This window comes from Sphingomonas hankookensis (assembly GCF_028551275.1).
In the GTDB taxonomy this organism is placed as follows: Bacteria; Pseudomonadota; Alphaproteobacteria; order Sphingomonadales; family Sphingomonadaceae; genus Sphingomonas; species Sphingomonas hankookensis_A.
In genome coordinates this window covers 2,059,133-2,080,254 of sequence record NZ_CP117025.1, presented here as the reverse complement: position 1 = coordinate 2,080,254, position 21,122 = coordinate 2,059,133, and the positions used below count along the sequence as shown (strand labels likewise).

Here is a 21,122-nt window from a genome sequence, read left to right as displayed (position 1 = left end):
GAAGGGTCCGCCGATGTCCCCCGCCGCCCATGCCGCCGCCCGCGCGCTGCTCGCCGATCCGCTGACCAACAAGGGCACCGCCTTTACCGAAGCGGAACGCGACCAATGGGGACTGCACGGGCTGCTTCCGCCGCATGTCGGCACGCTCGACAGCCAGATCGAACGGCGGCAGCGGGCGCTGGCCGGCATGCCGGACGACTTTCATCGCTACAGCTTCCTGCGCGAATTGCAGGATTCGAACGAGATCCTGTTCCACGCGATGGTGCAGCGCGACCTGCCCGCCATGCTGCCGCTGGTCTATACGCCGACGGTCGGCGAGGGCTGCGAACGCTTCAGCGAAATCTGGCGGCGGCCGCGTGGGCTGTTCCTCTCCTGGCCCAACCGCCACCGCATCGCCGAAATCCTGGGCGATCCCGCGCTCGACCGGGTAAAGGTGATCGTCGTCAGCGATGGCGAACGCATCCTGGGCCTCGGCGATCAGGGCGCGGGCGGCATGGGCATCCCGATCGGCAAGCTCGCGCTCTACACCGCCTGCGCCGGGATCCATCCGTCGGAGGTCCTGCCGATCCTCCTCGACGTCGGCACCGACAATGCCGAACGCCGCGAAGACCCGCTCTATGTCGGCTGGCGCCACCCGCGCATCCGCGGCGCCGAATATGACGCGTTCGTCGAAGACTTCGTAACCGCCGTCGCCGACCGCTTCCCGGGCGTGTTGCTCCAGTGGGAAGATTTTGCCGGACACAACGCCTACAAACTCCTGGACCGCTATCGCAACCGCCTGCTCAGCTTCAACGACGACATTCAGGGTACCGCCGCCACGGCGGTCGGGACGCTGCTGTCGGCGATCGGCCGGACCGGCGCACCGCTTGGCGAACAACGGATCGTGCTGTTCGGCGCCGGCGCCGCCGGATGCGGCATCGCCGACATGCTGGTGCAGGCGTTGAAGGCCGATGGCCTCGACGCCGAACAGGCGCGCGGGCGCATCTGGGCGGTCGACCGCAACGGGCTGATCCTGTCCGACATGGGCGACCTGTCGGCCGGGCAGCGCAGCTATGCGCGCGATCCGGCCGAGGTGGAAGGCTGGACCCGCACCGCCCATGGTGACATCGACCTGTTCGACACGGTCGCCAACATCCATCCGACCGTCCTGATCGGCGCGTCGGGACAGCATGGCGCGTTCAGCGAGGCGGTCGTCCGCACCATGGCGCAGGCGGTCGAGCGGCCGGTCATCTTTCCGCTGTCCAACCCGGTGTCGCGCGCGGAGGCGCATCCGACCGATCTGACCCGCTGGAGCGCCGGACGCGCGGTGATCGGGACCGGCAGCCCGTTCGGCATCACCGGCGTCACCCAGGTCAACAACGTCTATATCTTCCCCGGCGTCGGGCTGGGCGCGTTGGCGGCGCAGGCGCATACGATCACCGACGGGATGTTCATGGCCGCCGCGCGTGCACTGGGCGCGATGGGGGGCGACGACACGCTGCTGCCACCGATCGAGCGGCTGCGAGATGTCGCGCTCGACATCGCCGTGGTCGTCGCCGCTCAGGCGGTTGCCGACAAGGTCGCGGCACCCGACGCAGCGATCGACCGCGACACGATTGCGGCGCGGATGTGGCAACCAGCCTATTGACGCCTTCCCCGAATCGGGAACCATCGATGCGAACCAAGTCTTTCTGACTGCTGTCAATCCTGTCCAGCATGGGTTCAGCCGAATCCCGCCAGACAGGGGCAGAGAGGAAGCGATCATGAAGCAGTTGATGAACATTTTCGCCGGTATCGGCCTGACCATCGCCGGCCTGACCGCCGTTCCCGCCGTGGCCGACGCTCAGCCCGGCCGCCATGCGCACCGCGACCACGGCCCGCGTGCGCATCACGACAATCGCCGCTGGGACGACCGGCGCCATTGGGACAATCGTCGCGGCTGGAACGACCGGCGCGGCTGGGACAATCGCCGCGCATGGAACGACCGCCGCCGTTGGGACGATCGTCGTCGCTGGGACGCGCGGCGCGGCGACCGCTACGGCCATCGCGGCGAACGGGTGATCCCCGGCTGGTCGCGCGAGGCCGCGGCGCAGGGCGTCGATTATCGCGGTCCCTGCCGCTACGTCATCCGCAACGGCCGCCGCGTCTGCGGTTGAGCGATCCGACCCCTTCCGGCACACCCGCCGGGAGGGGTTATTTCTTGGGCGTGACCCACACCGATACCGGCACCACCACCTTGCCCGGCGCGGGCTTGCCGATATCGACCCGGTCAGCGGTGACCAGCTCGCCGGTCTCCAGATTGAACGAAGCCCAGGGCTTCGGCATGCGGCCGAAGGTCATCTTCTGGATCGGCTGGCCAGTGGTCGAATTCATGATGGTGGCAATGACAGGCATGGGCCGGGCGACTAGCCGCCGCCCCGCCCCGCTGTCCAGCCCTCAGAACCGCATATCCCACCCGAGCGTAAAGGTGCGCCCGCGCCCCGCAAAGAACGCGAAATTGTCGCTCGGCAGGCGGGTGTCGCTGTTATAGTCGATATAGAAGCGGTCGAAGATATTCTGGGCACTGAGCGACAGGCCACCGAATTTCGTCTGATACCGGATCGATGCATCGGTCACGTCATAGCCGCCGAAATTATTGTCGGGGCTGGGGTTCGCCTTGCCGCGGAAATTGCGCGACAGATATACCTGCGTCTGCACCCGCGCGGTCACCGGCCCGGACGCGAGGTCGGCGGCAAGGTTCAGCCGATCGGGCGAAATATTGGTCCCGTCTAGGTCGGTATCGACCACGCCGTCCGGCGGGCTGCGGTCGCTGTCATAGCGCCCGAGGATATGGGCATAGCCGGTCGACAGCTTCAGCCCTGGCAGCGGCGTCTGCACCGCCAGATTGACTTCCAGCCCCTGTATCTCGACCCGCTGACGCTGCACCTCGAAAATGCCGTTGCCCTGCGCGACGAGCAGCTGCCCCCGGTCGCTCGACGACCAGAAATAGGTCGCCCCGGCGTCCAGCGGCCCGCGCTTCACCTCGACGCCGACCTCGCGGTTGTTCGACACGACCGGCTGGATGTCGAGGAAATCGTCCAGCCGCACGCCCGGCGTCGATATCGCGCGGGTGATGCGCCCGATATCGGCCATGGTGAACCCTTGGGCATAGCTGGCATAGGCGCGGACGCCGGTCAGCGGCTCGACGATCACCCCGCCGTTGAACAGCACGTCGCTGAACCTAGGTTTGCCCCCCGTCACCGCCACGCCGCCAAAGGTTCGCGCATTCCGGCCGTCATAGGTGGTCGACGCCAGCGTGCGGAAATCGTCGATGCGAACCTGCACATTCTCCCATCGCGCGCCGCCGGCAACGCGGACCAGCCCGTCCGCCAGCTTCAGATTGCCCTGCACGAACGGCGCCAGGCTGCGGAAATCGGCGGGCGGCACCCAGATGCGGTTCGTCGCGATCAGCCGTTGTTCGGTCTTGTCGAACAGCGCGTCGAAGCCGATCGTCGCGACCAGCGCCTCGAACCCCGGAACCGCGCGTTCGTAGCTGGCCTTGGCGCCGAGCTTGCGCGAACGGTTCTCCGACTGGTCGAACAACGTCCCCACCGGCGCGATGGCCGGATCCTGGAATGTCGGCTGGATCGCCACCTCGCCGCCGAACGTGTCATGGGTGCGGTTGAAGAACAGCTGCGTGACCAGGTTCCCGCCCAACACATCGCTATCGGTGTAAGACAGCGACAGTGCTTCCGCCCGATTGGCGGCCGGCCTGCCCGGCGGAGTACCGCGCACTGCGCTGGTCGGCACCCCGGTGCGACGGTTGCCGGCGATCGCGAGGTAATCGCCGTCGCCCTTCAACTCGAACCGGTTGGCGATCAGGTCGAGGCGACCGGTCGCGCCGACCTCCATGCCCAGCCGCGCGAAGAAGTCGGTCGCGCGCGAATCCTGCGTCTCGCCTTGGGTCAGGTTGATGCCGATCCGCCGGTCCTGCGCGTCGTAGAAGGCTCCCCGCCTTTCATAGCTCGCGCCGATCGTCGCATCGAACCGCCCCACCTTCGACTGGACCAGCCCCGCGATCTTGCCGCCGAAGCCGTCGGGCTCGAACCCGTCCGATGCGGTGCCCTGCACCAGCGTCCGGCCGCTCACACCCTCCTGTCGCGGGGCACCGACCGTGACCTGGTTGACGATGCCGCCGGTGCCGCCGACGCCCTGCAGAGCGTTCGATCCATAGATCAGCTCGACCCGGTCGATGAAGAACCCGTCGATGGTGAAGCCGTCGCGACTGCCGTCGCGCAATGGCGTCGTCTGCGGAATGCCGTTGATCGCATAAAGCGGCGAGCGGCCGCGCAGCGTCTCCCCCGCTCCCGACAATTTGCCGCGCGTCGGCGAGAAGCTGGGCGTCAGAGTCGCGACGGCGTCGGTGATGCTGCCCGAAATCGCGATCTGCTGGTCGATCGCCTGCTTGTCGATCAGGTCGATCGTCAGCGGCAGGGCATTGGGCGGCAGAATCGTGCGCGCGGCGGTTATGACGATCTCTTCGTCACTTTCGGCAGTCTTTACAGCGTCCGCGTCGCCATCGACGCTCTGCGCCGCCACCGGCATCGCCAGTATCGCTACCGTCGCCACCGCTGCCAGCAACAGCCGGCCCGTTCCCCCGCGCATTCTCGTTTCCCCCGCGTAATATTGACGCTTGTTGCGCGGCCCGCTAACGCGATCAATTATCAATATCAAGTCATTCGAGCGCGGCATGACCCGGAACGTCCTGTTTCAGATTCACTGGTTCCTGGGCATTACCGCCGGGCTGGTTCTTGCGGTCATGGGCGTGACAGGCGCGGCGCTCAGCTTCGAACCGGAGATATTGGCCGCGCTCAACCGCGATCGCCCGGTCGCAGCCGGGACGGCCCGCCTGACCGGACCGGAACTGATCACCGCCGTCATGCGCCAGCGCCCCGATGCGGAGATCGGGCGGCTGATCGTCCCGAGCGGTTCGGACGAGCTGACCAGCGTCACCTATCGGCTGAAGGGATCGAAGGAGCGCCAGTTCGAACGCCTCGACCCCTATGACGGCACGCTGTTGGGCGAACCGCGCGGCGGCGCGACGATCGACTTCCTCGAAGACCTGCATCGCTGGCTCGCGCTGCCCGGCGGCGGCAACGGCATCGGTCGCCAGATCAGCGGCTTCTCGGCCATCGCCCTGATCTATTTCGCGCTGTCCGGCCTGTACCTGCGCTGGCCCAAGCGACCGCTCGACTGGCGCAACTGGTTAGTGCTCGATTTCCGAAAAACCGGGCGCAATCTCTACCGGATGCTGCATGCGGTGATCGGCGGCTGGGTGCTGATCTTCTACTGCATCAGCGGCTTTACCGGGCTGTGGTGGTCCTACGACTGGTATCGACAGGGCGTGCGTGCGCTGCTGGTGGCGGAGGGGCCGGTCGAAAAGCCCAAGCATCCGAAGGACGTTCCCGTCGATCCGACGCGCGCGTGGCAGGGCTTCGTCCATGCGACGGGGGGCCGGGACTATGACCGGGTGACCCTGATCGTACGCGATCATGGGGAGGTGCAGTTCCGCGCGAAGCTGCCGAACGGCCGTCACGACCGGGTCAGCGACGAACTGTCGATCGACGGTACGACGGGCCAGATGATCGCCGACAAGCGCTATGCTGCGCGGCCCGTGGGCGAAGATATCGTGACCAGCATCTTCGAACTGCATCGCGGCGCATATTTCGGGCTGATCGGCCGCATCGCGATGATGCTCGCCAGCCTGACCATGCCGCTGTTCACGATCACCGGCTTCCTTCTCTATTTTGCCAGGCGGCGTCGCAAGGCGGCTTTGGCCGAGGTCGTGGCGGATACCTCCGCCGCGCCGCTCGACCACGCGACGACGCTGGTCGCCTATGCCAGCCAGACCGGATCGGCCGAGCGCATCGCCCGGCTGACCGCCGCCGCCCTGCCCGATGCCGCGGCGCTGCCGATCGCCTCGCTCGACCCCGACCAGCTGTCGCGTGCCAGCCGCCTCTTCGTCGTCGCCAGCACCTATGGCGAGGGCGAGCCGCCCGACAATGCCCGCGGCTTCGCCCGAACGATGGAGCGCGAGGCGCCCGACCTGTCGCATCTCGACTATGCGGTAATGGCGCTGGGCGACCGCAAATATGCCGAATTCTGCGCCTTCGGTCACCGCGTCGACCGCTGGCTGCACGATCACGGCGCCACCCGGCTGTTCGATGCGGTGGAGGCGGACGGCACCGATGCCGATGCCCAGCGTCAGTGGCAGCATCAACTCGCCGGGCTTGGTGGGCGTACCGATCAGCCGGATTGGGCACCCGCCGCGATGGACGAATGGCGGCTGGTCGAACGCCGCCTGCTCAACCCCGGCAGCGCCGGGGGCGAGGCTTGGCATGTCGCGCTGGAGCCGGTCACCGCCGGCGCGGACTGGACACCGGGCGATATCGTCGAGATCCGGCCGCAACAGGATGTGCGCCGCGTTGCGGCCTATCTTGGCGCGTCCGGCCTTCCCGATACGCCCGAAAACCGGGCGATGCTGATGACCAGCATCCTGCCGACCGGCGCCGGCGATGTGGCAACGCTGAAGCCGATAGGGCATCGCGAATATTCGATCGCATCGATCGCCGCATCGGGCCGGATCGAACTGATCGTTCGTCGCTGCACGGCGGCCGACGGGTTCGATGGGCTGGGATCGGGCTGGTTGTGCCATGGCGCTCCGGTCGGCGGCATCATGCAGGCACGCGTCCGCGCCAACCCGGCCTTCCACCCGCCCGCCGACCCCAGCGTGCCGCTGATCCTGATCGGCAACGGCACCGGCCTCGCCGGCTTGCTCGCGCATCTGCGGCACCGTGCCGTTCGGGGCGGCGCGCCGGCTTACCTCTATTGGGGCGAACGGCATCAGGCGCACGACGATTTTCTCGCCGACGAACGCCGCGCGCTCATGGCCAACGGCACAATGGCAAGCCAGCAAGTCGCCTGGTCACGCCAGCCGGGCGGCCACCGCTATGTGCAGGATGCGGTCGCTGCGGATGGCGAGCATATCCGTTCGGCGGTCGAGGCCGGTGCGGCGATCTATGTCTGCGGCAGCGTTCAGGGCATGGCGCCGGGCGTCCACGCCGCCTTGTCGGCGATCCTCGGCGAATCGCTGCTGGAGGACATGCTCGGCAACGGCCGCTATCGCCGGGACATCTACTAACCCGGCCCGCCGATCAGTGCTTGTGCTCGCGGCGCAGGCGGTAGCGCCCGTCGGCATAGTCATCGAACAGCCCCCGGATCGCGGGATGATCGACCGGCTCCTCGCTGTCGTCGACGATCAGGTTCTGCTGGCTGACATAAGCGACATAGCTCGCCTCGGCATTTTCGGCGAGCAAGTGGTAGAAGGGCTGGTCCTTGCGCGGGCGTGCGTCGACGGGAATCGATTCATACCATTCCTCGCTGTTCGCGAAGACCGGGTCGATGTCGAACACGACCCCGCGAAAATCGAACAGCCGGTGGCGCACGACCTCCCCGATCGAAAAACGGGCATGGGCGATCGGCGGGACGGGCGTGCCAAGGTCGAGAAGCGGGGCGGAAGAAGCCTTCATGCGAAATAATCTAGGGTCGATGCGCGATTGCAGCAAGGATGCGCTTGCACATCCCGATTCCATGGGCTAACGGACCGCCCTCGCTGACCAACGTGCCGCGTCAAACACGGCATATGAGCGGAAAACCTCTGCGGAGAGGTGGCAGAGTGGTCGATTGTACCGCACTCGAAATGCGGCGTGCCTTTACGGGTACCGAGGGTTCGAATCCCTCCCTCTCCGCCACTTACCCACCAAATTGAACGATAGAATGGCCCGCCTTCGAGCGGCCACTATCGCTTGCGCCACGCGTCGGCACGCGCCAAGCAGCGCCGATGCGTATCGCGCTTTATGAACCCGAAATCGCGGGCAATGTCGGGGCCGTCATGCGGCTGGGGGCCTGTCTGGGCGTGGCGGTCGACCTGATCGAGCCGCTGGGCTTCGCCTGGGACGACCGTCGGGTGCGGCGCACGGCGATGGACTATATCGACCATGTGTCGGTAACGCGCCATGCCGGCTTCGCAGCCTTCCAAGGCGCCCGCGCCGGCAGCCGGCTGGTGCTGTTCACGACCAAGGCGACGCAGTCCGCCTACGACTTCCGGTTCGCGGCGGACGACGTGCTGCTGTTCGGCAAGGAGAGCGCGGGCGTACCGCACGGCGTAGCCGACAGCTGCGACGTCGCCCTTCGCCTGCCGATCAGGGCAGAGGTGCGCTCGATGAACCTTGCCACCGCCGCGGCACTGGCGCTGGGCGAAGCCCTGCGTCAGACGGGCGCCCTGCCCGCAGGATAAGGGCGCCCCGGAGCGTCAGCCGAGAACGGCGTCACCGAGGTGCCGCCATTCGACGACCTGCTGGGTCTGTTCGCCCAGCCCCGCGATGCCGAGCGTCATTTTGTCGCCGGCTTTCAGATAGATCGACTGCGGCTTCTTCCCTTCGCCCACGCCCGGCGGCGTGCCGGTGATCATCAGGTCGCCGGGATAGAGCGTGATAAATTCGCTGACATAGGCGATCAGCTCCGCGACATCGAAGATCATCGTGCGGGTATTGCCGGTCTGCATCCGCGCGCCGTTCACGTCGAGGAACATGTCGAGGTTCTGCGGGTCGGCGATCTCGTCGGGGGTCACCAGCCACGGGCCGACCGGACAGAAGCTGTCATGCCCCTTGCCCTTCGACCATTGCGACCCGCGCTGCTTCTGGTTGAAGCGTTCCGACACGTCGTTCGCGATGGTGAAGCCTGCGACATGGGTCAACGCCTCTTCCTTGGCGACATAGCGCGCGGTCTTGCCGATCACGACGGCCAGTTCGACTTCCCAGTCGCTATGGGTCGACCCCTTGGGCAGCATCACCTCGTCATTCGGACCGGTCAGCGCCGACAGCGGCTTCATGAACATCATCGGTTCCGTCGGCACCGGCAGGTTCGATTCGGCCGCATGATCCGCATAGTTCAGGCCGATCGCCACGATCTTTCCGATCCCCTTCACCGGCACGCCATAGCGCGGCTCGCCCTCGACCACCGGCAGCGCCGCGATGTCGACCGACAGGTCGCGGATCGTATCGACGGTAATGTCGTCGATCACGCCCGACAGGTCGCGGATGCGGCCATCGGCGTCGACGATGCCCGGCTTTTCCGCGCCCCGGTTGCCATAGCGACAGAATTTCATGCGACGTCTCCCAAGCATTGCGGCGACCGCCCGGGCGCCGGTTCGTCCCTTCCCCTCGCGATGTGCCCCGGATACGTCAAGCGGAGACGGCGCCCGCTCGACGTTCCGGTGTCGGCCCGGCATGCTGGACACGACATGAAGAGGGACAAGCGACCGCGATGACGACCGGACCGGGTAGCGTGCTAGGCCGCCGCGCCGTGATCGGCGGTGGCATCGCGACAGGCATTGCCGCGACCCTTCCCGCCAGCGCGGCGCAGCCCGCCCGCTTCCGCCAGATCTGGCCCAGCGGACCGCCGGGCAGCGCGGCGGTCCATGCCGTCGAGCAGGAAGTCCCCCGCTCGGCGACCGGGCCGGTGGACGACACCGCCTTCGTCCATGTACGCACGCCGGGTCTACTACACGCCGTCCCGACGCGCCCCAACGGCGCGGCGATACTGCTGATCCCGGGCGGCGGCTATCGCCGGGTCGCGATCGGTCATGACGGCCGCAACATGCTGCGCTTCTTCGCCGAGCGTGGCTATCATGCGTATCTGCTGAAATACCGGCTGCCGGCCGATGGCTGGGCGGCGGGACCGGACGCACCGTTGCAGGACGCGCAGCGGGCGCTGCGGATCGTGCGGGCGGAGGCGGCGGCGAACGGCGTCGACCGCGATCGCATCGGAGTGCTGGGATCGTCGGCGGGCGGGCATTTGGCGGCGATGCTCGCCTATCGCGGCGACGCGACCTATCGGCCGACCGACGCGATCGATGCCCAGCCTCTGGGCGTGCGGATCGCCGCGTTGCTCTATCCGGTGGCCCTGATGGGCGTGCCCGGCACCCATCGCGCGTCGCAGGACGAACTCGTCGGACGCAGCGCCAGCCCGGAACAGGCCGCCCGCTATCGCAGCGACGCACGCATCACCGCCGCCAGCCCGCCGACCTTCCTCACCCATGCGATCGACGACCGCATCGTCGCGGTCGACAATGCGCTGGCGCTACTGGGCGCGCTGCGCCGGGCAAGGGTGGCGACGGAAGCGTATCTGCCCGAACTGGGCGGGCATGGCTTCGGCGTGCTGCGCGACGGGCAGCCGGCGCCGTGGACCGCGCTGTTCCTCGAATGGGCGAAACGACACGGTTTGTAAGCTTTTGCCTGTAACCGGAACGACGCGGATCGCGCATACGTATTGCGCGTGACAAGCGTCCGGCATTCGATACTGTCGTGCGCGCCCCTTCGTCGAGGAACCTGCGTGACCCAGCCTGCTTTAGCCGCCGTTGCCCCGACCACGCCCCCGCTCGCCGAGGCGATCCTCGACACGCTGATCCACCGGATCGGCAAGGACGCACAGGCTGCACTACCGCACGACTGGCTGGCGGCGACGATCCTGACGGTGCGCAACGACATCATCGAACGCTGGATGGCGTCGAGCAAGCAGGCCCATGCCGCGGGTGCCAAGCGGGTCTATTATCTCAGCCTCGAATTCCTGATCGGCCGACTGCTGCGCGATGCGATGGCGAACCTGTCGCGGACCGACGAGGTGCGCGAGGCGCTGGCCTCGCTGGGCGTGAACCTCGCCGACCTGGAGGGGGAGGAACCCGATGCGGCGCTCGGCAATGGCGGTCTCGGCCGGCTGGCGGCATGCTTCATGGAAAGCCTCGCGAGCCTCGACCTGCCCGCTTATGGGTACGGCATCCGCTATGTGAACGGGATGTTCCGCCAGCGGATAGACAATGGCTGGCAGGTGGAACTGCCGGAGACGTGGCTGCGCCATGGCAATCCGTGGGAGTTCGAACGGCGCGAGAGCAATTACCGCATCGGGTTCGGCGGCGAGGTCGTCGGTGACGAGAATGGCGACATCCACTGGATGCCGGGCGAGAGCGTAGAGGCAGTGGCGGTCGATACGCCGGTGATCGGCTGGCGGGGCGCGCGGGTCAACACGCTGCGGCTGTGGACCGCGCGGGCCCGCGATCCGATCCGGCTCGACCGGTTCAACGCCGGCGACCACGAAGGCGCGCTGGCCGCATCGGTCCGCGCCGACACGCTGGTGCGCGTGCTCTATCCCGCCGATTCGACCCCGGCGGGACAGGAATTGCGGCTGCGGCAGGAATATTTCTTCTCCTCCGCCTCGATCCAAGACATCGTCCGCCGCCACGTCCAGTATTTCGGCGATATCCGCACCCTGCCCGACAAGGCGGCGATCCAGCTGAACGACACCCATCCGGCGGTGTCGGTCGCCGAACTGATGCGCATCCTGGTCGACGACCATGCGCTCGATTTCGACGGCGCGTGGGAGATTACCAGGGCAACGTTCGGCTATACCAACCACACGCTGCTCCCCGAAGCGCTGGAAAGCTGGCCGTTGCCGCTGTTCGAACGGCTGCTGCCGCGCCACATGCAGCTGGTCTACGCGATCAATGCAAAGATCCTGCGCGAGGCCCGGGCCCAGGGGCAGGACGACGGTGCCATCGCCGCGATCAGCCTGATCGACGAAGGCGGCGAGCGGCGGGTGCGCATGGCGAACCTCGCCTTCGCCGGCAGCCACAGCGTCAACGGTGTCGCCGCACTCCACACCGACCTGATGAAGCAGACGGTGTTCGCCGACCTGCACCGGCTCTATCCCGACCGGATCAACAACAAGACCAACGGCATCACCCCGCGCCGCTGGCTGTTCGAAAGCAATCCGGGGCTGACGTCGCTGATCCGCGAGGCGATCGGCGATGCCTTCCTCGACGATGCGACGAAGCTCGCCGACCTCAAACCCTTTGCCGCCGACGCGGCGTTCCGCGAGAAGTTCGAAGCGGTAAAGCGCGCCAACAAGGTACGCCTGTCGCAGCATCTGCGCGAGGTGATGGGCGTCCGGCTGGACCCCGATGCGATGTTCGACGTGCAGGTGAAGCGCATCCATGAATATAAGCGCCAGCTGCTCAACATCCTCGAAACGGTGGCGCTCTACGACCAGATCCGCAGCAATCCGGACAAGGACTGGACGCCGCGCGTCAAGTTGTTCGCTGGCAAGGCGGCGTCGAGCTATCACAACGCCAAGCTCATCATCAAACTGGCCAACGACGTCGCGCGGCGGATCAATGCCGACCCGGCGGTGCGCGGGCTGCTGCGCGTCGCGTTCGTGCCGAACTATAATGTCTCGCTCGCCGAACTCATCATGCCCGCCGCCGACCTGTCCGAACAGATCAGCACCGCCGGCATGGAGGCATCGGGCACCGGCAACATGAAGCTGGCGCTGAACGGCGCGCTGACCATCGGCACCCTGGACGGCGCCAATGTCGAAATCCGCGATCATGTCGGCGCCGACGACATCGTGATCTTCGGCCTGACCGCCGAAGAAGTCGCCGAAAAGCGCGCCGCCGGCTATAACCCGCGCGAGGCGATCGCCGCGTCGCGCGAGCTGCAACAGGCGCTCTCCGCGATCAAGGGCGGCGTGTTCAGCCATGACGATCCCGGCCGCTATGCGGGGCTGATCGACGGGCTGGAGAATAGCGACTGGTTCCTGTGCTGCGCTGATTTCGACAGCTATGCGCAGGCGCAGCGGCAGGTCGATGCCCGCTGGACCGATCGTGCCGGCTGGAACGCCAGTGCGATCCGCAATGTCGGCGGGGTCGGATGGTTCTCGTCCGACCGCACCATCGGCGAATATGCGCGCGACATCTGGAAGGTGATGTGACCCCCGGCGACGACGCCATCGCCGCGCTGCTCGGCGGGCGTCACGCCGATCCCTTTTCGCTGCTCGGCCCCCATGCCGGGCCGGCGGGGACGTTCGTGCGCGCCTGGCTGCCCGGCGCGCAGAAGGTGCTGGTGCACGACCTGTCGGGCAAGGTGCTGGGCGAGCTGAAACCCGTCGGCGACGGTATCGTCGAAGGGACGATGGACGCCCCGCCCCAGCCGCTATGGTATTATGCGCGCGGCGGCGGCGGCGAATGGTGGGTGAAGGACCCGTACAGCTTCGGCCCCGTCCTCGGCCCGACCGACGATTTCCTGCTGGCGGAGGGCACGCATCTGCGCCTCCACGACAAACTGGGCGCGCATCCGATCCGGCACGAAGGGGCCGACGGCATGCACTTCGCGGTCTGGGCGCCCAATGCGCAGGTCGTCAGCGTCGTCGGCGACTGGAACATGTGGGACGCGAAACGCCACCCGATGCGGCGGCGGAGCGACGTCGGCGTGTGGGAAATCTTTCTGCCCGATATCAATGCCGGACAGGCTTACAAGTTCGCGATCATCGGCCCGGACGGCGAACGCCTGCCGCTGAAGGCCGACCCGTTCGCCTTCGAAAGCGAGCTGCGCCCCGCGACTGCTTCGCGCACCGCCGCCCCGCTTGATCATGACTGGCGTGATAAGGCGCATCGCGACCATTGGGCGTCGGTCGATCCGCGCCGCGTGCCGATTTCGATCTACGAAGTCCATGCCGGCAGCTGGCGGCGGGGTGACGATGGCTGGTTCCTGCCTTGGGACCAGCTGGCCGACCGGTTGATCCCCTATGTCGTCGACTTAGGGTTCACCCATATCGAATTCCTGCCGATCAGCGAGCATCCCTACGACCCGTCCTGGGGATACCAGACGACCGGCCTCTACGCCCCGTCCGCGCGGTTCGGTGATCCGGCAGGGTTCGCGCGCTTCGTCGATGGCGCGCACAAGGCGGGGGTCGGCGTGCTGCTCGACTGGGTACCGGCGCATTTCCCGACCGACGCGCACGGCCTGGCGCGTTTCGACGGCACCGCGCTGTACGAACATGAAGACCCGCGCCTCGGCTTCCACCCCGACTGGAACACGGCCATCTATAATTTCGGCCGCCGTGAAGTCTTCCAGTTCCTGGTGAACAACGCGCTGTTCTGGGCCGAGCGCTATCATGTCGACGGGCTGCGCGTCGATGCGGTCGCATCGATGCTGTACCGCGACTATTCGCGAAAAGACGGCGAATGGATTCCCAACGACGCGGGCGGGCGCGAGAATTGGGAAGCGGTCGAGTTCCTGCGCGCCGCCAACCGCGCCGTCTATCGCGAGCATCCCGGCTTCTTCACCATAGCCGAGGAATCGACCTCATGGCCCGGCGTGTCGAAACCCGCGCATGAAGGAGGGCTCGGCTTCGGATTCAAATGGAACATGGGCTTCATGCACGACACGCTGTCGTACATGGCGCGCGAGCCGGTGCATCGTTCGCACCATCATGACGAGATCACCTTCGGGCTGACCTATGCCTTCAGCGAGAATTTTGTCCTGCCCTTGAGCCACGATGAAGTGGTCCATGGCAAGGGTTCGCTGCTGACCAAGATGTCCGGCGACGACTGGCAGAAATTCGCCAATCTGCGCGCCTATTATGCGTTGATGTGGGGCTATCCTGGCAAGAAGCTGCTGTTCATGGGGCAGGAATTTGCCCAGCGCCGCGAATGGTCGGAGGAGCGCGCGCTCGATTGGGAGCTGATGGACGCGCCTGCGCATAAAGGGGTCGCCGCGCTGGTCCGCGACCTGAACCGGCTCTATCGCGACACGCCCGCGCTGCATGCGAGCGATTGCGAGGGCGAGGGGTTCCACTGGGCGGTGGTCGACGATGCCGCCAATTCGGTCTTCGCATGGGAACGTCGCGCGCCGGGCGAGCCGCCGGTGCTGGTCGTCAGCAACCTGACCCCGGTGGTCCGCGAAGGATACCGCGTGCCGGTGTCGGCCGACGGCGCCTGGCGCGAAGTGCTGAACAGCGACGCCGCCGTCTATGGCGGCAGCGGCATCGGCAATCTGGGCGAGGTCACCGCCAGCGACGGTGCGGTCGTGCTGACGCTGCCGCCGCTGGCGACGATGTGGTTCGAATTTACAGCATAATACGGGGGAGAGTGCTGCGTGGAAAGGCGAGGACAACCATTGGCACGCGATGCCATGGCCTATGTATTGGCGGGCGGCCGGGGCAGCCGCCTGTTCGAAATGACCGACACCCGCGCCAAGCCGGCGGTCTATTTCGGCGGCAAGAGCCGGATTATCGATTTTGCGCTGTCGAACGCGATCAATTCGGGCATTCGCCGCATCGGGGTGGCGACGCAGTACAAGGCGCACAGCCTGATCCGCCACCTGCAGCGCGGCTGGAACTTCCTGCGCCCCGAACGCAACGAAAGCTTCGACATCCTGCCTGCCAGCCAGCGGATCAGCGAGTTTCAATGGTATGAAGGCACCGCCGATGCGGTGTTCCAGAATATCGACATCATCCAGAGCTACGGTCCGGAATATATGGTCATCCTTGCCGGGGACCATATCTACAAGATGGACTATGAGCTCATGCTCCAGCAGCATGTCGACACCGGCGCCGACGTGACCGTCGCCTGCATGGAGGTACCGAAGGCCGAGGCGGTCGGGTTCGGCGTGATGCATGTCGATGCGACCGACCGCATCATCGATTTCGTCGAAAAGCCCGCCGATCCGCCCACTTTGCCCGGCGATCCCGACCGCTCGCTCGCCAGCCTCGGCATCTATGTCTTCCGCACCGCCTTGCTGTTCGAGCAGCTGCGCCGCGATGCCGATACCGCAGGGTCGAGCCGCGATTTCGGCAAGGACCTGATCCCCTGGCTGGTCGAGCACGGCCATGCGCAGGCGCACCGCTTCTCCTCGTCCTGCGTACGCAGCCCGGAGGAACCGCGTGCCTATTGGCGCGACGTCGGCACGGTCGATGCCTACTGGGAAGCGAATATCGACCTGACCGACGTCGTGCCGCAGCTCGACCTGTACGACCGCAGCTGGCCGCTCTGGACCTATTCGGAGATCACGCCTCCCGCGAAGTTCGTCCACGACCTCGACGGACGTCGGGGCAGCGCAGTGTCGAGCTTGGTCGCGGGCGACTGCATCGTGTCGGGATCGACCGTGCATCGCAGCCTGCTCAGCACCGGGGTGCGGGCGCACAGCTATAGCAGCATCGATGAATCGGTGATCCTGCCGATGACCCGGATCGGGCGGAATGCTCGGCTGACGCGCTGCGTGGTCGATGCGGGGGTGACCATTCCCGATGGGCTGGTCGTGGGCGAGGACCCGTTGCTCGACGGCCACCGCTTCCGCCGGACCGATCGCGGCATTTGCCTGATTACCCAGCCGATGATCGACCGGCTGGGCGCGTGATGGCGACTCGTCAGGTCCTCCCCGGCACGGGGAGGGGGACCGTCCGCAGGACGGTGGAGGGGGGCGTCGTCGTCCACTCCGCGTGGTGGAGGGGGAACGCCCCCTCCACCATGCTCAGCATGGTCCTCCTCCCCGTGCCGCGGAGGACCTGATGCACGTCCTGTCCGTCGCCTCCGAAGCCTATCCCCTCGTCAAGACCGGCGGCCTCGCCGATGTCGTCGGCGCCCTCTCCGCCGCCCTAGCCCCGCACGGAATCGAGACGACGACGCTCCTGCCCGGCTACCCGTCGGTCGTGAAATCGCTCGGCCGCGCCAAGGCCATCCGCCGCTGGGACGACCTGCTCGGCACGCCCGCACGCCTGCTCGGCGGCAGGATCGACGGCCACCCGCTGCTGGTGCTCGACGCCCCCGACCTGTTCGCGCGCGACGGCGGACCCTACGCTGATGCGACCGGCCGCGATTGGGACGACAACTGGCGGCGCTTCGCCGCGCTCGGGCGGGCGGCGGCCGATCTGGCCGGGCAGTTCGATTTGGTCCACGCCCACGACTGGCAGGGCGCGATGGCGCCGGCCTATCTGCGCTATGACGGCGCGCAGGTGCCGAGCGTCCTGACGATCCACAACATCGCCTTTCAGGGCCGCTACGATGCCGCCGTGTTCGCCGGCCTTGGCCTGCCCGAAACGGCCTACGCGCTCGATGGCGTCGAATATTATGGCGGGGTCGGGCTGCTGAAGGCCGGCCTTGCCTCGGCCGATGCGATCACCACCGTGTCGCCCAGCTATGCCGAGGAAATCCGGCACGGCGAATTCGGCATGGGGCTGGAGGGCCTGATCGAGGCACGTCGCGACCGGGTGTCGGGCATCGTCAACGGCATCGACCCGGCGGTCTGGTCTCCGGAAACCGATGCGGCCCTGCCCGCCCGCTATACGGCCCGCACCCTGTCCCGCCGCCGGACCAACAAGCGCGCGGTCGAACAGGCGTTCGGCCTGGACGGGGATGACGGCCCGATCTTCGTCGTCGTCAGCCGCCTGACATGGCAGAAAGGCATGGACGTGCTGGCCGGGCAACTCGACGCCATGGTCGCGATGGGCGGGCGGCTGGCGCTGCTCGGGTCGGGGGACGCCGCGCTCGAACAGGCATTCAGGGCAGCGAGCAACCGCCATCCCGGCCGGATCGGCGTGCGGATCGGCTATGACGAAGCGCTCTCGCACCTGTTGCAGGGCGGCGGCGATGCGATCCTGATCCCGTCGCGCTTCGAACCCTGCGGTCTGACCCAGCTCTATGGCCTCGCTTATGGCTGCGTGCCGGTGGTCGCCCGGACCGGCGGCCTTGCCGATACGGTAATCGACGCGAACGAGGCTGCGGTCGCAGCCGGCGTGGCCACGGGCATCCAGTTCGCCGCAGTCACCCCTGACGGCCTGTCGCAGGCGCTGCGCCGTACGATGGCGCTCTACGCCCAGCCCGATCCCTGGTCGACAATGCAGAAGCAAGGGATGCGCGCCGACTTTTCGTGGACGCGGAGCGGCGCACGCTATGCCGAATTGTACCGGAGCCTGGTGGCGGCATGATCCCCGGCGCCAGCGCGATCCCCGGCGGCACCCGCTTCGCCGTCCGCGCGCGCGACGCCGCGGCGGTCTGGCTGTGCCTGTTCGATGGTGATGCCGAGCGCCGGCTGGCCATGGCCCGGGAAGGCGACTGGTTCGTCGCGGACGTGCCGGGCATCGGCCCCGGACAGCGTTACGGCTATCGTGCGGAAGGCGATTGGGCGCCCGATACCGGCCGCTGGTTCGATCCGGCGAAGCTGCTGGTCGACCCCTATGCCATCGAGCTGGACCGCCGGTTCCGCTATCATCCGATCCTGCCGGTATATGGCGAGGACACGGCGGCTATCGTCCCGTGCGCGATCGTTCCTGCGCTCTCCGACCCGGCGCCTGTCGAACGCCCGCGGATCGATCCGGCGCGCCCGATCTACGAATTGAACGTCCGCGCCTTCACCATCCAGCATCCCGACATTCCGGAGGCGCAGCGCGGCACCATCGCCGCCCTCGCCCACCCGGCCGTCATCGCACATCTCCGCAAGATCGGTGTGGGCACCGTCGAACTAATGCCGATCGTCGCGTGGATCGACGAACGCCATCTGCCGCCGCTTGGCCTGCGCAACGCATGGGGCTATAATCCGGTCGTCCCGATGGCGATCGATCCCGGCCTTGCGCCGGGCGGCGTCGCGGAACTGCGCGATACGGTCGCCACGCTGCGCGAAGCGGGGATCGGCGTGATCCTCGACCTGGTGTTCAACCATAGCGGGGAGAGCGACCGCGACGGCCCGATCCTGTCCCTGCGCGGACTGGACAATCTATCCTACGCCCATGCGCCCGACGGCAGCCTCATCAACGATACCGGCACCGGCAATACGCTAGATGCAGGCGATGCGGGGGTGCGCGACCTGATCCTCGCCTCGCTGCGCCACTTCGCCGCGCTGGGCGTCGATGGCTTTCGCTTCGACCTCGCCACCGTCATCGCCCGCTCGCCGGGGTTCGACCGCCACGCCCCGATCTTCGCCGCGATCGCCGCCGATCCGTTGCTGAACCACAAGGTGATGATCGCCGAACCGTGGGACATCGGCCCCGGCGGCTATCAGCTCGGCAATTTCCCGTCCGACTGGCTCGAGTGGAACGACCGGTACCGCGACGATGTCCGCCGCTTCTGGCGGGGCGACGGCAGCGTCGGGCTGCTGGCGACGCGGCTGATGGGATCGGCGGACGTGTTCGGTCCGGTGACGCGCAGCGTGAACTTCCTCGCCGCGCATGACGGCTTCACCCTCGCCGACCTTGTATCGCATGTCGACCGCCACAATCACGCCAATGGCGAGGATAATCGCGACGGGCACGGCGAGAACCTCTCCTGGAACCACGGCGTCGAAGGGCCGTCCGAAGACCCCACCGTCACAGCCGCCCGCACCGCCGACCTGCGCGCGCTGCTCGCTACGCTGTTCGCCACGCGCGGCTATATCCAGCTGACCGCCGGCGACGAATTCGGCCGGACACAACGCGGCAACAACAACGCCTATGCGCAGGACAATGCGATCACCTGGATCGACTGGACCGCGCGCGACGTCGCGCTGGAGGAGCATGTCGCCACGCTCGCCGCATGGCGTCGCGACCGTCCGGCGGTGTTCGATACCGACGTACCGGAACAGGCGACCTGGCTCACGCTGGACGGCCAGCCGATGACGGCGGAGCGGTGGGAGGCACCCGACTGCCCCGGCTTCGCGCTGCATTTGCCGGGCGCGACGATCCGGATCGATCGCGCGGCCCGAAGCGTCACGCTGCGCTAGGCTCGCGCACCCGCAGCATCGCCACTGCCGCCAGTGCCATCACCGCCGCCGCGACCAGCATGGTATAGGCCGGCTGGGTCGGGAACCACGTCTTGATCACGCCACCCATGACGGTCGCGACGATCAGCTGCGGCAGGACGATGAAGAAATTGAAGATGCCCATATACACGCCCAGTTTGCGCTGCGGCAGTGCGTTGGCGAGCAGCACATAGGGCATGGTCAGCACCGACGCCCAGACGATACCGATCCCGACCATCGGCACGATCATGCCCAGCCGGTCATGGGTCAGGTATATCCCGATATAGGCCGCCGCACCGACAGCCAAGCACAGCATATGCGTCCGCCCCGCCCCGATCCGGCGCGCCAGCAGCGGCAGTGCGAACGCCGCGACCGCAGCCACGCCCGAATAGATTGCGAACAGAACGCCGACCCAGCTGCCCGCCTGATTATAGCCGTCCGACGCCGGATCGACCGTACCCCACACCTGCTGCGCGATCACCGGGGTGGTGTAGACCCACATGATGATAAGCGCGCCCCAGGTGAAGAACTGCACCAGCGCCAGCCGCCGCATCGTGTCGGGCATGGTCGCCAGGTCGCCGATGATGTGGCTGAGCACATTGTCGCCGCGTCCGGCGCGGACCAGCGCCGCCGATACCAGCTGCGCAACACCGTACAGCGCGATGCCCGCCGCGACGAAATAAGCTTCGCGTCCGCTTTCCAGCGCACCGGCCGCCTCCGCCCACGCGATCAGCCCCGCGACCACCGCGCCGCCGACGATCCAGAGCGCCCCGCGCGTCGGCACGACCATCGGCGCGGCATCGTCGGCCTCCGCCGTCTCCTCGCCGAACGCCGCCATCTCCGCCGGGCTGTATTCGCGGACGGTCAGCACGGTCCACAGCACCGCGATCAGCAGCATGACGCCGCCGAAGTAAAAGCCATAGCGCACCGCATCGGGCACCTGTCCGGCCGGGGCGGTGTTGCTGACGCCGAACACATTTTCCAGCACATAGGGTGCGATGCTGGCGACGACCGCGCCCGCGCCGATGAACCAGGTCTGGAACGCATAACCCGCCGGTCGCTGCTTGGGTGCCAGCATGTCGCCGACGAACGCGCGAAACGGCTCCATCGACACGTTCAGCGACGCATCGAGGATCCATAGCGTGATCGCCGCCGCCAATATGCTTGGCGAATTGGGCATGAAGAACAGCGCGCAGGTGCACAGGATCGCACCGACGAGGAAATAGGGTCGCCGGCGCCCCAGCCGTCCCCAGGTCCGGTCGGAATAATGGCCGATCAGCGGCTGGACCAGCAGCCCGGTCAGCGGCGCGGCGATCCACATCAGCCCCAGCTGATCGATCGGCGTTCCCAGCGACTGGAAGATGCGGCTGGCATTCGCATTTTGCAGCGCGAAGCCGATCTGGATGCCGAAGAAACCGAACGAGATGTTCCAGAGCTGGGCGAAGCCGAGCGTCGGGCGGGTCTGCATATTCTCAAGCTCCTCCCCGCTCCGCGGGGAGGGGGACC

General features: G+C 67.1%; 15 protein-coding genes and 1 tRNA gene. 11 read left to right on the top strand and 5 right to left on the bottom strand.

From position 1 onward, the window contains the following. Positions 1–13: 13 nt before the first annotated feature. Together PPZ50_RS09910 and PPZ50_RS09905 are read left to right on the top strand one after the other, a co-directional pair. The gene (locus tag PPZ50_RS09910; protein ID WP_157092659.1) at positions 14–1,627 is read left to right on the top strand and encodes an NAD-dependent malic enzyme; all 1,614 of its coding nucleotides are present in this window, start codon (positions 14–16) and stop codon (positions 1,625–1,627) included. A gap of 115 nt (positions 1,628–1,742) precedes the next feature. Further along, positions 1,743–2,135 (top strand): hypothetical protein, encoded by a 393-nt coding sequence (locus PPZ50_RS09905; RefSeq protein WP_066687534.1) that lies wholly within the window; start codon positions 1,743–1,745, stop codon positions 2,133–2,135. 37 nt (positions 2,136–2,172) lie between these two features. Here PPZ50_RS09905 and PPZ50_RS09900 read toward each other — a convergent pair whose 3' ends face one another. Together PPZ50_RS09900 and PPZ50_RS09895 are read right to left on the bottom strand one after the other, a co-directional pair. Further along, positions 2,173–2,373 carry a hypothetical protein gene (locus PPZ50_RS09900; protein WP_084401217.1) on the bottom strand — a complete coding sequence of 67 codons (201 nt, stop codon included), beginning with the start codon at positions 2,371–2,373 and terminating at the stop codon, positions 2,173–2,175. Positions 2,374–2,415: 42 nt separating this feature from the next. Then, positions 2,416–4,623, bottom strand: coding sequence for a TonB-dependent receptor (locus tag PPZ50_RS09895; RefSeq protein WP_066687528.1), 2,208 nt, complete (start codon positions 4,621–4,623; stop codon positions 2,416–2,418). An 85-nt stretch (positions 4,624–4,708) separates the two neighbouring features. Between PPZ50_RS09895 and PPZ50_RS09890 the strand changes: the two genes are divergently transcribed. Then, positions 4,709–7,159 (top strand): PepSY domain-containing protein, encoded by a 2,451-nt coding sequence (locus PPZ50_RS09890; protein ID WP_066687526.1) that lies wholly within the window; start codon positions 4,709–4,711, stop codon positions 7,157–7,159. A gap of 13 nt (positions 7,160–7,172) precedes the next feature. Here PPZ50_RS09890 and hspQ read toward each other — a convergent pair whose 3' ends face one another. Further along, positions 7,173–7,547, bottom strand: a complete 375-nt coding sequence (gene hspQ / locus PPZ50_RS09885; protein ID WP_066687522.1) for a heat shock protein HspQ — start codon at positions 7,545–7,547, stop codon at positions 7,173–7,175. 132 nt (positions 7,548–7,679) lie between these two features. On the opposite strand from hspQ, the gene PPZ50_RS09880 reads away from it, so the two are divergent. Next, positions 7,680–7,769 (top strand) — tRNA-Ser (locus PPZ50_RS09880). Positions 7,770–7,858: 89 nt separating this feature from the next. After that, positions 7,859–8,314 (top strand): tRNA (cytidine(34)-2'-O)-methyltransferase, encoded by a 456-nt coding sequence (locus PPZ50_RS09875; RefSeq protein WP_066687521.1) that lies wholly within the window; start codon positions 7,859–7,861, stop codon positions 8,312–8,314. A gap of 15 nt (positions 8,315–8,329) precedes the next feature. Here the strand turns inward: PPZ50_RS09875 and PPZ50_RS09870 are convergent, their stop codons facing one another. After that, the gene (locus PPZ50_RS09870; protein ID WP_066687519.1) at positions 8,330–9,184 is read right to left on the bottom strand and encodes a fumarylacetoacetate hydrolase family protein; all 855 of its coding nucleotides are present in this window, start codon (positions 9,182–9,184) and stop codon (positions 8,330–8,332) included. Between the two features lie 158 nt (positions 9,185–9,342). On the opposite strand from PPZ50_RS09870, the gene PPZ50_RS09865 reads away from it, so the two are divergent. The 6 genes from PPZ50_RS09865 to glgX all read left to right on the top strand — a co-directional run bounded on the left by PPZ50_RS09865 (position 9,343) and on the right by glgX (position 19,598). Beyond that, positions 9,343–10,305 carry an alpha/beta hydrolase gene (locus PPZ50_RS09865; RefSeq protein ID WP_066687518.1) on the top strand — a complete coding sequence of 321 codons (963 nt, stop codon included), beginning with the start codon at positions 9,343–9,345 and terminating at the stop codon, positions 10,303–10,305. A gap of 105 nt (positions 10,306–10,410) precedes the next feature. Further along, a complete protein-coding gene (locus PPZ50_RS09860; RefSeq protein WP_126014157.1) occupies positions 10,411–12,840 on the top strand; it encodes a glycogen/starch/alpha-glucan phosphorylase in 2,430 nt (809 codons plus the stop codon). After that, entirely contained in the window at positions 12,837–14,987 is a 2,151-nt protein-coding gene (gene glgB, locus PPZ50_RS09855) for a 1,4-alpha-glucan branching protein GlgB (RefSeq protein WP_066687516.1), read from the top strand. The genes PPZ50_RS09860 and glgB overlap by 4 nt, the downstream gene beginning before the upstream one ends. An 18-nt stretch (positions 14,988–15,005) precedes the next feature. Then, on the top strand, positions 15,006–16,265 hold the full coding sequence (gene glgC, locus PPZ50_RS09850; protein ID WP_084401214.1) for a glucose-1-phosphate adenylyltransferase: 1,260 nt from the start codon (positions 15,006–15,008) through the stop codon (positions 16,263–16,265). 151 nt (positions 16,266–16,416) lie between these two features. Next, a complete protein-coding gene (glgA, locus tag PPZ50_RS09845) occupies positions 16,417–17,832 on the top strand; it encodes a glycogen synthase GlgA (protein WP_066687513.1) in 1,416 nt (471 codons plus the stop codon). Continuing rightward, a complete protein-coding gene (glgX, locus tag PPZ50_RS09840) occupies positions 17,829–19,598 on the top strand; it encodes a glycogen debranching protein GlgX (RefSeq protein ID WP_066687511.1) in 1,770 nt (589 codons plus the stop codon). The genes glgA and glgX overlap by 4 nt, the downstream gene beginning before the upstream one ends. Here the strand turns inward: glgX and PPZ50_RS09835 are convergent. Further along, positions 19,585–21,084: an MFS transporter gene (locus PPZ50_RS09835; protein ID WP_066687509.1), complete on the bottom strand. Its 1,500-nt coding sequence runs from the start codon at positions 21,082–21,084 to the stop codon at positions 19,585–19,587. The two genes, glgX and PPZ50_RS09835, sit on opposite strands and share 14 nt — an antisense overlap. Positions 21,085–21,122: the final 38 nt, after the last annotated feature.